General features: G+C 60.5%; 13 protein-coding genes. 6 read left to right on the top strand and 7 right to left on the bottom strand.

Going from position 1 to position 11,829, the window contains the following annotated elements:
* The 6 genes from B2W22_RS12835 to flhD form a co-directional block, all read right to left on the bottom strand.
* The coding region (locus B2W22_RS12835) for an Hpt domain-containing protein (RefSeq protein ID WP_286937991.1) at window positions 1-555 on the bottom strand (555 nt) is incomplete at its 3' end.
* A 28-nt stretch (window positions 556-583) separates the two neighbouring features.
* The gene (locus tag B2W22_RS12830; RefSeq protein ID WP_175126093.1) at window positions 584-964 is read right to left on the bottom strand and encodes a response regulator; all 381 of its coding nucleotides are present in this window, start codon (window positions 962-964) and stop codon (window positions 584-586) included.
* A complete protein-coding gene (gene motB / locus B2W22_RS12825) occupies window positions 961-1,956 on the bottom strand; it encodes a flagellar motor protein MotB (RefSeq protein ID WP_175126092.1) in 996 nt (331 codons plus the stop codon). Before motB ends, B2W22_RS12830 begins: the two co-directional genes overlap by 4 nt.
* Window positions 1,957-1,967: 11 nt before the next feature.
* On the bottom strand, window positions 1,968-2,837 hold the full coding sequence (motA, locus tag B2W22_RS12820; protein ID WP_056570169.1) for a flagellar motor stator protein MotA: 870 nt from the start codon (window positions 2,835-2,837) through the stop codon (window positions 1,968-1,970).
* Between the two features lie 116 nt (window positions 2,838-2,953).
* A complete protein-coding gene (flhC, locus tag B2W22_RS12815) occupies window positions 2,954-3,532 on the bottom strand; it encodes a flagellar transcriptional regulator FlhC (protein ID WP_175126091.1) in 579 nt (192 codons plus the stop codon).
* A 33-nt stretch (window positions 3,533-3,565) separates the two neighbouring features.
* Complete coding sequence (flhD, locus tag B2W22_RS12810) at window positions 3,566-3,889, bottom strand: flagellar transcriptional regulator FlhD (RefSeq protein ID WP_046806433.1); 324 nt, start codon at window positions 3,887-3,889, stop codon at window positions 3,566-3,568.
* 425 nt (window positions 3,890-4,314) lie between these two features.
* Between flhD and B2W22_RS12805 the strand changes: the two genes are divergently transcribed.
* The 5 genes from B2W22_RS12805 (at window position 4,315) to B2W22_RS12785 (ending at window position 10,507) form a co-directional block, all read left to right on the top strand.
* The gene (locus B2W22_RS12805; RefSeq protein ID WP_175186085.1) at window positions 4,315-5,070 is read left to right on the top strand and encodes an RNA polymerase sigma factor FliA; all 756 of its coding nucleotides are present in this window, start codon (window positions 4,315-4,317) and stop codon (window positions 5,068-5,070) included.
* A gap of 278 nt (window positions 5,071-5,348) precedes the next feature.
* Entirely contained in the window at window positions 5,349-6,953 is a 1,605-nt protein-coding gene (locus B2W22_RS12800) for a methyltransferase regulatory domain-containing protein (protein ID WP_286937988.1), read from the top strand.
* 251 nt (window positions 6,954-7,204) lie between these two features.
* Window positions 7,205-8,893 (top strand): flagellin, encoded by a 1,689-nt coding sequence (locus B2W22_RS12795; protein WP_286937986.1) that lies wholly within the window; start codon window positions 7,205-7,207, stop codon window positions 8,891-8,893.
* A 330-nt stretch (window positions 8,894-9,223) separates the two neighbouring features.
* On the top strand, window positions 9,224-10,108 hold the full coding sequence (locus B2W22_RS12790) for a hypothetical protein (RefSeq protein WP_286937984.1): 885 nt from the start codon (window positions 9,224-9,226) through the stop codon (window positions 10,106-10,108).
* A 204-nt stretch (window positions 10,109-10,312) separates the two neighbouring features.
* Entirely contained in the window at window positions 10,313-10,507 is a 195-nt protein-coding gene (locus tag B2W22_RS12785; RefSeq protein ID WP_056316520.1) for a putative motility protein, read from the top strand.
* 176 nt (window positions 10,508-10,683) lie between these two features.
* On the opposite strand, the gene B2W22_RS12780 is transcribed toward B2W22_RS12785, so the two are convergent.
* The gene (locus B2W22_RS12780; protein WP_286937981.1) at window positions 10,684-11,187 is read right to left on the bottom strand and encodes a MarR family winged helix-turn-helix transcriptional regulator; all 504 of its coding nucleotides are present in this window, start codon (window positions 11,185-11,187) and stop codon (window positions 10,684-10,686) included.
* Between the two features lie 133 nt (window positions 11,188-11,320).
* Here B2W22_RS12780 and B2W22_RS12775 point away from each other — a divergent pair.
* A partial coding sequence (locus B2W22_RS12775) for an MFS transporter (protein ID WP_286937979.1) occupies window positions 11,321-11,829 on the top strand: 509 nt, incomplete at its 3' end.

Below are 11,829 nucleotides of genomic sequence, written 5' to 3'. Positions count from 1 at the left end.
GGCTTGCTCGCCGGTGGCGGCGGCCGGCGCGGCGGCTTCGACCGGCGCGGCGGGCGCGGGCGCCTGCTGCACGGGTGCGGGCGCCGGGGCCGCGACCGGCGCGGCAACGGGTGCAGGCGCAGCGGGCGCGGGCGCGGCAGCCGCGGCGGGATCCTTATGCTCCAGCGCAAGCTGCCTCAATACGGCGCAAATACGCTCAAACACGGCATCATCGGGCTCTTCGGAGGCCCGATAGGCATCCAGTTGGCTTTTGAGCACGTCTTTCGTTTCCAAGAAAATATCAATCATGTCCGTGCGCAGCGCCATTTCGCCACGCCGGATCGCGTCCAGAAGGTTCTCAAGCAGATGGGTCGTGCCCGCCAGCTGGTTGAAACAGCCGAACGTCGCCGCACCGCCCTTGATCGAATGCGCCGCGCGGAAAATGGCGTTGAGCTGCTCGATGTCGGGCGCGCCCACATCGAGCTCGAGCAACAGCTGCTCCATTTGCGCGAGCAGCTCGTCCGCCTCGTCGAAAAAGGTCTCGTAAAACTGACTGAGGTCCAAACCAGAACTCATGACCCGTACGCCTTTCTAAATGAACCTGCTACGCGCCGGCCTGCTCGTCGAGCAGCTCGGTCGCCAATTCCACCAGCACATCGGGATCCACCGGCTTGGAAAGCCAGCCGCAAACACCCAGATCCCGGGCTGCCATCTTGCTGTCCACGTCGTCCTCGGTGGTCAGCACCAGCACCGGCACATCCATGTACCGGTCCTCTTCGCGCAACCCCTGGATCAACTCCAGACCGCCCTTCACCGGCATGTTCCAGTCGCTGACGACCAGATCCACCGGGTTGGCCATCGCCACCTCCAGCGCTTCCTGGCCGTTGCAAGCCGTCAACACGTTCCAGCCTGCGCCGGTCAGCGTCGCCTGCACGATCATCCGCATGGTCGTGGAATCATCCGCCACGAGTATCGTTGCCGTCATTGTTGTCGAACCCCTTCAGCGGGCGGGGTGTTCTCCGCCTCGCCCTGCTTGGTTGCCGTTGCGGCCTGGCTGGCGGCTTGCACCGCCTGCACGGCCGTCCCCACCTCGCGCGCATCCTTGGCGCTCAAATCCGCGGCTGCGGCGTTCTCGCTTTCGATGCGCTTCTGGGTGCTTTGGTTGAGCACCACCAGGCTGATGCGTCTATTAACGGCTGCATACGGATCATCTTTAACCAGACTCATGCTGGAAGACAGACCCTGGATGCGCATGACCTTGCTTTCGTTCATGCCGCCCGCCACCAATTCCTGGCGCGAGGCGTTCGCGCGGTCGGCCGACAGCTCCCAGTTGCTATAGGCGCGTTCGCCGCGCGCATACTGCGACGCGTCGGTATGACCCGAGATGCTGACTTTGTTGGGCAGTTCGTTCAGCACCGGCCCCAGCTCGCGCAGGATGTCGCGCATGTACGGCTGCACTTCGGCGCGGCCGGTCGCGAACATCGGGCGGTTCTGGTTGTCGATGATCTGAATGCGCAGGCCTTCGGTCGTCAGATCGATCAGGAGCTGCGGCCGGAAGGATTTCAGGACCGGGCTCGTCTCGATGACGTTTTCGAGGCGCTTCTTGAGGTTTTCGAGGCGATGCTGCTCGCGGCGCTCGGCGTCGCCCATCGGCTGGGACTCGACCCGGTTGCCCTGGCCGCGGCGCACGTCGCCCTCGCTGCGCAGCGGGTCCTGCCCGCCGCCCGGCACGGCGCTCGTTTCAGCCGAACTGCTGGGCCCGCCCGTGATGGCGACGCGCAGCGGCATGCGGAAATATTCCGCGATGCCCTTCAGTTCTTCCTTCGGCACGATGCTGACCAGCCACATCACCAGGAAGAACGCCATCATTGCCGTGATGAAGTCGGCGTACGCGATCTTCCAGCTGCCCCCGTGGTGCCCGCCGCCCTTGACCTTCTTGCGGCGGATCACCACACGGTGATTATTTACCGTGCTCATGGCCCGCTCCGTCAGGCCTTGCCAGTCGACTTGGTCTGGCGGACGTGCTCTTCCAGCTCACCGAAGGTAGGCCGGACCGCCGAGAACAGCACCTTGCGGCCGAATTCCACCGCGAGCTGGGGCGGGTAACCGTTCATGCTGGCCAGCAGCGTCGTCTTGATGCATTCGAGCACCTTCATGGCTTCATCGGTGCGGCGTTCCACGCGGGAGGCCAGCGGACCCACAAAGCCGTACGCCAGCAAAATACCCAGGAACGTGCCGACCATCGCCTTGGAGATCAAATCACCCAGAATGGCGGGCGGCTGATCCACGGCGGCCAGCGCCTTGATCACACCCAGCACCGCGGCCACGATACCGAAAGCAGGCAGGCCGTCGGCCATCTGCTGCAGCGCATGCGCCGGCACTTCGCGCTCGTGGCGGTAGGTTTCGATTTCCTCGTCCATGAGCGTTTCGATTTCGAACGAGCTCATGTTGCCGCTGATCATGATGCGCAGGTAGTCCGTAATGAACTCCATGAGCTTCTCGTCTTTGGCGATACGGGGATACTCGCTGAAGATCGGGCTGGAGCCCGGGTCCTCGATATGCGATTCGATGGCCATCAGGCCCTCACGGCGCGCCTTGTTCAGCAGCACATACAGGAGCGCCATCAGCTCCATGTACACGTCCTTGCCGTAGCGCGAGCTCTTGAGCGCGTCGGGAAGCGCCTTCTTGACCAGCATCAGCGACTTCTTGCTGTTGCCCGCCAGGAAAGCCCCGAACGCCGCGCCGAAGATCAGCGTCAGCTCGAAGGGCTGGTAAAGCGCGCCCATGTGTCCGCCCAGCGCCATGAAGCTGCCGACGACCGACACGATCACCACAAGAAAACCGATAACAATCAACACAACGGGCCCCTGCCAACGAAGTCTATAACTTGCGTCAATGATCCCCTGTCCCCCCTGCCCCAAAAAGGCGGGTTAGGGGGTGTTTTCCAGGGCTTTTGATGTATTTGGACGCCCGATCAGGTCGGAGCGGCGGTCGCAATGGGGGCTGAACGGCTGCCGGCGCGTGCTTTGGCCGCCGCGCGGGTCTTGCCGGCGCGAGGTGGCGGACGGCAGATGGCGCACACGAAATCGGACTGCGGATCGTGGGCGTGGGCGATGAAATGGCCGCCGCACTGCCGGCATGCAGAGAGCTGCAACATGCCGCTGTCGAAGAATCGCACCAGCATCCACGCCCGGGTAAAGCTCAGGACGGGCTCGGCATCCGCGGTTTCCTGCCCCGCGTTTTCGAGATACAGGCGATACGCATCGATGGTGGCGCGTATGCCCTTGCTGGTGGTGCGCGTATTCAGGAACGAATACACGTTATAGAAGAGAGAGGAATGAATATTCGGCAGCCAGGTCATGAACCAGTCAACCGAAAAAGGCAGCATGCCCTTGGGTGGCGAGCAGCCGCGGATTTCGCGATACAGGCGGGCGAGGCGATCATGGCTGAGGCTTGTTTCAGCCTCAAGCACCTGAAGGCGCGCGCCCAGCGTAATCATGGAGCTAGCAAGCAGAATGTCGTCCGCTTCCTGGGAAACGCTCTTGGAGGCCATTACAGGTGTATCCGAGTGGAATTCGCGAGGCCGTCAGGCCAGTTCTTCGACAGGCTGCTTGGCGAGCAGGATGGTTGCATGCGCTTGTTGCAGCGCACCACCCAGAACGTCGTGAGTCAGCGCGGACAGCAGGCTGTAATCGTCAAAGCGGAAACGGCACAGCAGCGAGCTGGAGCTGGCCAGTTTCACCAGTTGCGCCGGCGAAAGGCGCATGAGAATGTCAGCGACTTCGTTGCTGAAACCCAGGCGGAACATCGATGCGGCGAAATCGTCCCGCAGCATACGCTGAGCCAGTAACAGATATGACAGATTCACTTCGCGAATGTCTGCCAGCAAAGAATTTTCGACTTGTTGCACGCCGTACTCCCTATCCCTATCCCACCCGAGGGGCTTGATTACTCATAGCGCAGGCAACGATTGTTACCTGACTGCTTGCTGCATCCTGTTTTTATGCGAAATGTATCATTTGTTCGCAAATTAAGTAAAATTTACCACAGGTGATGTCATTTTCTATGACTTATATGACAAATCTTTGTTGATGTTGCGCAACGTGCCTTTCTAGACACACCTTGACATACAAGTTCGTGACAAATTTTCGCCAATTTGCCAAATAAGCATTCAAAACGTTGCGTACTTCCTGAAATGAACGGCGCCCCATTGCCGACAATGCCAACTTAGCGACTCTTAAGATTCGCCCGCCTTACCGTAGCCGCGCTTGTCGACAATGTCGCAAATTGGCAACACGACCGCGCTTCACGATGGACTCCGCCAGAATTCCCGCAATGCCCCACGCAGATGACAGCCTGGTCGAATACGCGCCGCTAGTTCGGAAGCTGGCTTTGCAATTGCTCGCCCGGCTTCCCGCCAGCGTCGAACTCGACGACTTGATACAAGCCGGCATGATCGGCCTGCTCGATGCCGTCCGCCGTTATCAGGAAACCGCGGACGCGCAATTTGAGACCTACGCCACGACGCGCATCCGTGGCGCGATGCTCGACGAGCTTCGCGGCCAGGACTGGCTGCCGCGCAGCGTGCGCACGAAGGCCCGCAAGATCGAACAGGCGATCCAGTTTCTGGAACAGCGTTTGATGCGCGCGCCGACTGAGGCCGAGATCGCCGCGCAGCTTGAACTGCCGCTGGATGAGTACCAGTCGCTGCTGCACGACGCACAAGGCGTGCAGATCGTGCATTACGAAGACTTCACCACCGAACCCGATTCGGCGTCGGGGCAGGCCGATTGGTCTGCGACGTTGAATCACGGGGCGCCGAGTGGGAATCCGCTGGATTCGCTCTTGGCCGGAGATTTCCGGCAGGCGTTGGTGCATGCGATTGACGCCCTGCCCGATCGGGAGAAGCTGCTGCTGTCGTTGTGTTACGAGCAGGGGCTGAATCTGAAGGAAATCGGCGCAATCATGAATGTGACCGAAGCGCGGGTTTGCCAGCTCCGGTCGCAGGCGACGGCGCGGATTCGGGCTCGGTTGAAGGATCAGGCTTGGCAGGAGTTGCCCCAGGAAGGGCAGATCGCGCAGATTATTTGAGGTTTTGTGAGCTACGTCCTTTGGCGGCTAAACCCAGCTAAGGGCACCTGAAAAGGCCGACGCGGAATCAAGTCGCGTCGACCTTCGGCCAGCACACTGAACACCAACCAAGCCTTGCTCTGCCTCGGCACGGTTATTCAAAAGAGAATTCCGCGCAATTCTGGCTTTATTCCGCTGATTTGCCGTACCCCACCGCTGCTAGCCTAAGGCCAGCTCTCCTTTTTTGCCACCTAATGGCATGCCGTACCAAAAGCAGCCAATTTTGCCGTGAACCCACGATGACCCAAACCGAAGAACTCATTCAGGCGCTTTCCGACGCCTACGACGAAACCCCCTACGAATCTAACGCCTTTCCCCTCACGGCCCCTGGACATTTGCGCGCCGTGGCCGCACTTTACGGTCTAAGCGCGCCTCCCGTGGAAAACGCCCGAATTCTCGAACTGGGGTGCGCGGCAGGCGGCAATTTGCTGCCGTTTGCAGTCGCACATCCGAATGCACACGTCGTGGGCATCGACTTATCTACACACCAGATCGAATCGGGACAAACGATTATCAAAGCTCTGGGGCTGGCAAATGTCGAACTGCGCTCCTTAAGCATCACCGACATCAGCAAAGACTTCGGTGAGTTCGACTACATCATCGCTCATGGCGTTTTTAGCTGGGTACCCCCACCAGTTCGCGAAGCAATCCTGCGAGTATGCCGTGAGAATCTGGCGCCCGAAGGTATCGCCTATATCAGCTACAACACATACCCAGGGTGGAAGGCGTCAGACGTTGTTCGGGATGCGATGATCTTGAATAGTTACGGAGCGCAAACACCGACAGAACGCGTGACACGGGCGAAGGATGTGCTGGGAATGCTAGAGCACGGTCTATCCAATAGCAACCCTTTACGCAGCGCTCTGCAACAGGCGGCCCGTCAACTGAGACAACACTCCGACTACTACTTAATGCACGAGCATTTGGAGGCCGTCAACGCTCCATGCTATTTCCTCGAATTCGCGGCGGCTGCCCAACAAGCGGGTCTCGCATATTTGGCTGATGCAGACCCGCAATCATCCATCCCCTCAAACTACGGAAGCAATGTTGCCGTGTTACACAGCGCGTTGTCAGCCGACTCTCCGAGAGAGATGCGTGAACAATACTTGGACTTTGCTGTAGGACGTCAATTCCGTAAGAGCCTGCTCGTGCACTCCGAACGAGCGGACGCCATTTTGACCACCCCCGAGGCTAGCGCATTCAAGAACATGTCGTTTGCTGCATGCTTGAAACCAGCACCAAAACCGACTGGCTCCCCTACCAAAGAGCGCTACTACAAGACGCCTTTGGGAGCCGGCGTTACCACTACAGACCCAACCTTTATCGCATTGGTCGACATCTTGAGGCAGGCGTGGCCACAGGCCGTAAGCTTTGCCGCCTTAGTAGATGCTGTTCGGCCCAAAGCAAAAAAGTCACTGAGTTCAGAGGAGCTGGAAACACTAGTTCTTACGCACCTCGTGGTTGTTCTGAACGCAAATGCACTCAAATATCGATTCGAGGCGGTCGGGTATGACGTACCGGCAGCCAAACCGACTTGGATTCCCGGCTTGGCTCAGTTGCAAAAATTAAGCTCCGACGACCCCTTGCCGGTCGGCCTCTACAACCTTTGGCACACTCGCATTCAATTGCCGCGAGACGAGACGAGTCAGTTCATAGTTCGATTGATTGATGGCAACACATCGATCGCGGAAATACGCACTCGCCTTCGCGACGAACTCGCTAGCGGGAAGCTCTCTCACCCCTCAGGAAAGTCTGTCAAGAGAGTGCGTAATCTCGATTCGCTGGCCCAGTCCATGGTAGGAGACGTCATTGGCGGCCTACGTGAACAAGGCCTGCTGATCTGAGTCGCGAACGCCCGTACACGGCCGTACGGTCTGCTCAAAGCGGAGCTATTTCAGAATCGGCAGGACGACAACAAACTTGCCAGCAATGCAAATGTTCACAAGTCCAAAAAAATCCCCCTAAAGTTTGCTCAGGCCCTGTCGTTATCCTGGCAACGGAAGAGATTCAGCAAGATAGTAGATACCTCGCCGTTACAGTTTGGGCGGCCTAGCTGCCCGGTTTGAAGAAGCCTTTCTCTCTTGGGAGCCTAAACATGGCTGCAGTCATCAATACCAACTACTTGTCGCTCGTTGCTCAGAACAACCTGAACAAGTCGCAATCCGCCCTGGGTACCGCCATCGAACGCCTGTCGTCGGGCCTGCGCATCAACAGCGCCAAAGACGATGCCGCCGGTATGGCCATTGCCAACCGCTTCACCGCGAACGTCAAGGGCCTCACCCAAGCCGCTCGTAACGCCAACGACGGTATCTCGCTGGCCCAGACGACGGAAGGCGCCGCCTCCGAAGTCAACACCCACTTGCAGCGCGTGCGCGAATTGACCGTGCAAGCCTCGAACGGCAGCTACTCGCAAGAACAGCTGGATTCGATGCAGGACGAAATCAACCAGCGCCTGTCGGACATCAACCGCATTTCGGAACAAACTGACTTCAACGGTGTGAAAGTCCTGTCGAATTCGGCCAAGCCGCTGACGCTGCAAGTCGGCGCTAATGACGGTGAAACTATCACGCTGAACCTGAGCGAAATCAGCGTCAAGACCCTCGGACTGGATGGGTTCAACGTCAACGGAGCAGGCGTGTCCCAGAATCGGACCGCTACTGTTACCGACTTCCAAGCAGCAGGTGCTACGCCGCCCGCCACGGGGAATGACTGGGTCGTGACCACCACGCACCAATCTGCAACCGTTGAGCAGGCCTTCGGTGCCCTCAAAGATGGTAACAAGGTGAACGTCGGCGGCACGGCTTACACGTACGATGCCGCCAAGGGCAACTTCTCGTACACCAAGGTCGTTGACGGCGCTTCCGGCACGCCGGCCGGCAAAGACCTTGCAGACTTTGCCAAAACGCTGGCTCCCACCTCCGGTACGGCCAGCGGCACCTACACCAATGCAGCTGGCGATTCGGCGAAATTTGACGTCGATTCCACGGGCAAAATCACGATCGACGGTCAGAAGGCCTACCTGACTGCGGCAGGCGACTTGACGACTAACGACGCCGCTGGCACGAACGCCGCCGCGACGATTGATGGCGTATTCGCAGAGACGGCAAAAGCGGCTGCAGGTGCGGCAAGCGTGGAAATTGGCGGAACTAAGTATTCGGCCGCTGGCACTACCTCCATTTCTTACACCGACACCGTCGCGAAGGATGCTTTGATCGCCACGTTCAAGGCTGACACCGCGGCAAAGACGGTCGCACTGGCTGATGGCGTTCTCACTAAGACAATTTCCTTCGCCGCCGGCACCGGAGTCGCCGACACCTTCGTCGATTCCAAGGGATCATTCACCACCGTCGGAAGCTTCACCACGACCTACACGGTTGATCCTAACACCGGAAAGGCAACGGTAACCGGTGGTAACAATACCGGTGACTACGCCCCCAAACTGGGTGCCACCGCCTACGTCGACAGCAAGGGCAAACTGACCACCGAAACCACCAGCGCCGGTGACAAGACCACCGACCCGCTGAAGACGCTGGACGCCGCCTTCACGAAGCTGGACAAGCTGACCGGTGAACTGGGTGCCGTGCAGAACCGTCTGGAATCGACGATCGCCAACCTGAACAACGTGGTCAACAACCTCTCCAACGCTCGTTCGCGTATTCAAGACGCCGACTACGCCACGGAAGTGTCGAACATGTCCAAGGCTCAGATCCTGCAACAGGCTGGTACCTCGGTTCTGGCGCAAGCCAACCAAGTGCCGCAAACCGTTCTGTCGCTGCTGCGTTAATCACGCCGCAACGCCCGACGGTTGGGCAGGATCTGGTCGCAAGACCTCCCTGCCCGCCTTCCTCGCACCGGGTGCTTCGCACCTGGTCGAACAGACAAGCCGGCTCACGCCGGCTTGTTTCTTTTCAGGTCGCGGATTCTTCCGCCATGCGCAGTGGTGGCACGCGAAAACGCTCGCCGTACCAGGCGCCGAGGCATCCCCCCGCGCACCGCCGCTCGGATCGCTGATCTCACGCGAAGCCGCCTTTTTCCGGCCCTATTCCCTCATTGCCTCCATCAGTCCATCGCGCATAATTGCGACCGCACGCCTTTGTATCCATATTTTTCACCCATGACCGCCACGCCTCCCGATCCACTCGCTACGCAGCACGACAGCACGCCGGATCCAGACGACCAGGGGCCTGCGGACTCGCAGACCATGCGTCTGCGCGAAGAAAACCGCGCCTTGCGGGAATTGCTGGCTGCGCAGGTGCAGGCATCCCTGCCCCGCAACGAGCCCGGATGGTTCAAGCGTTTGTGCTGGTGGTTGATATCAGCGCCGGGAGCGGCGCTTGTGGGGTGGCGAGGCCTGTTAGGCCGCGACGAGGGTGGACCCATCACGCGCCGGCGCCTCGGATGCGCTACGGTGACCGTGGTTTATACCCTCGCCATCTATGGCGCCCTGGTGTTGCTCGTGGTGTCGTGGAACTCACCGAATAGCGCGACGTCGGGAACGACGGCCGCCAGTCCGGTGCGCGTGCCGCTGACGCCTCAGCCGCCCTTGTCGTCGGGTGTGGATGCTGCCGCCAATGGTGGCGCATCAGCATCGGGCGGCGCGCAATCGGAACGGCCTTCCGAGCCCGCGCCATCGTCCCCGGAGCCGGTGGTTTCCACATCGGTCGAACCCGATCCCAAACCCGCAACGCCGGCCGCAGCCGACGCCGCACCCTCCATCACTGCGCCATCAGAACGAGGCAGTTCCGCCGCCCCTGAACGCGTCCCTGCGCCGGTTTCTTCGGCAGAACCCGCCCCGGCCGCGCCGCAGTCCACACTGCGCATCACCGAGATTCCCGCGCCGGATCCCATGGCGTGGGTTGCTGTATTGGACGGCGAACTCGCGCAATGCGCGGAACTCGGCTTCTTCGAACGTCCCGAATGCGCGTGGGCCGCCCGCAAGCAGTACTGCGAACCCAATCAAGGCTGGGGCAAAGTGAAGGAATGCCCGGCGCAGCCGTAGCCCGCCATGACCGCACGTGGCACAGGCCGATGCCGCCGTAGCGAGCAAAGACCTTACCTGTCACATGCCCGCCACGATCCCCCGCCACAATGCACTGCGCCTCGCGATCATTGCGAAATGTTTTGCATCATTCGATTGGCGTGCCCCATAATGCGACTTGCTTCGGCCATTGATCCGGCCTCACATCACCAGGACACCTAGACCATGGATGCTTCCGTCAACAACACCGTCAATTCCGCCCTGGCCTTGCGCGACGCGAACCTCATGATGGAAGTGCAGGCATCGGTGACGAAGAAGGCGATCAACGCGCAAGCCGACTCGGTCGCCACGCTGTTGCAATCGCTGCCGGTGCTGGCAATCGACGGCACGCTGGGCTCGCGCATCAACACCCACGCCTGAATTCAAACCGCGCGGCGACCGGCCGCAACGGGATGCAAGGCAGATAAGCCGCCCACGGGCGGCTTTTTCAATTGGACGGCTGTTCGTCGGGTCAGGACAACATCTGCGACGCGCACCGCGCGAGGTATGCCGGCGTCTGTATGGCTTGCGAAGCCTGCGCCGGAGCCGCCGCCCGCTCAATCCGCCGGCTTACGCTCCAACCCCACAATCAACTTCGCCAGCAATCCATCCAGCTGCGCCTGTTCCTTTTGCGTCAATGCAGCCATCGCCTGCTGTTCATTCGCCACATGCAGCGGCAGCAGCTTGTCGATGAGCGCCAGGCCCGCTGGCGTAAGCCGCACCAGCGTGCTGCGCCGGTCGTTCGGCGACGGCACACGTTCGATGAGGCCTTTTCGTTCAAGACGATCCAGCCGGCTCGTCATCGCGCCCGACGACAGCATCAGGCCCTCGTGCAGATCAGTGGGTGTCATGGCGTACGGATTGCCTGACCGCCTCAACGTGGCGATGACGTCAAACTCCCCTTGGTGCAATTCGAACTGGGCTGCCAGCGGCAGGAACCAGTTGCGCTCCAGCAGATGCGTGGCTTGCAGCAGTCGCCCGACCAGCGCCATCACGTTGGCGTCGATGTCAGGACGTTCGCGCTGCCACTCTTCCTGCGCGCGCCGTGCACGGTCATTCATGGTTGTCTCTACATGAAGCTATTTACATTGTCAGCCATGATATCCCGTTGCCGAATGCACCGCGCCGTCTATATACTTCGACATCAAATAACTTGATGTCGAGATATCAATGACGCGCGTGAGGTTACGCCCCTTGTTTGCCATCGTCGCCATCGTGGCCGTGGCGTTGAATCTGCGGCCCGCGCTGGCGGCCATCGGGCCGTTGCTGGACATGATCCAGGCGGCCACCGGCGCGACCAACACGCAGGCCAGCCTGCTGACGACCTTGCCCGTGTTCGTCATGGGGATCTGCGCACTCGCGGGCGGGCGCCTCAACAAATACCTGAATGAACGCACCGGGATCGCGCTGGGCGTGGCGCTGGTGGCCCTTGCTTGCGCCGCGCGCTACGCTGGCACGCAGACCTACGGGTTGCTGTTGACGGCGGTGTTGGCGGGCGTCGGCATTGCGCTGGTGCAGACCTTGCTGCCTGCCTTCATCAAGCGCAATTTCGCGCATGACATGGGACGCGTGTTCGGCTTGTACACCACCGGCATCATGGCGGGCGCGGCCGTCGCGGCGGCCAGCGCTGCGGGGCTTGCGGGTAGCTTCGGATGGCCCGCCGCATTGGCGTTCTGGAGCGTGCCCGCGCTGCTGGCGCTGCC

It is taken from the genome of Achromobacter sp. UBA4530, assembly GCF_002388205.1.
Taxonomy (GTDB): domain Bacteria; phylum Pseudomonadota; class Gammaproteobacteria; order Burkholderiales; family Burkholderiaceae_B; genus Achromobacter; species Achromobacter animicus.
The sequence above is the reverse complement of the archived record's forward strand: the minus strand, read 5'-3'. Positions and strand labels throughout refer to the sequence as shown.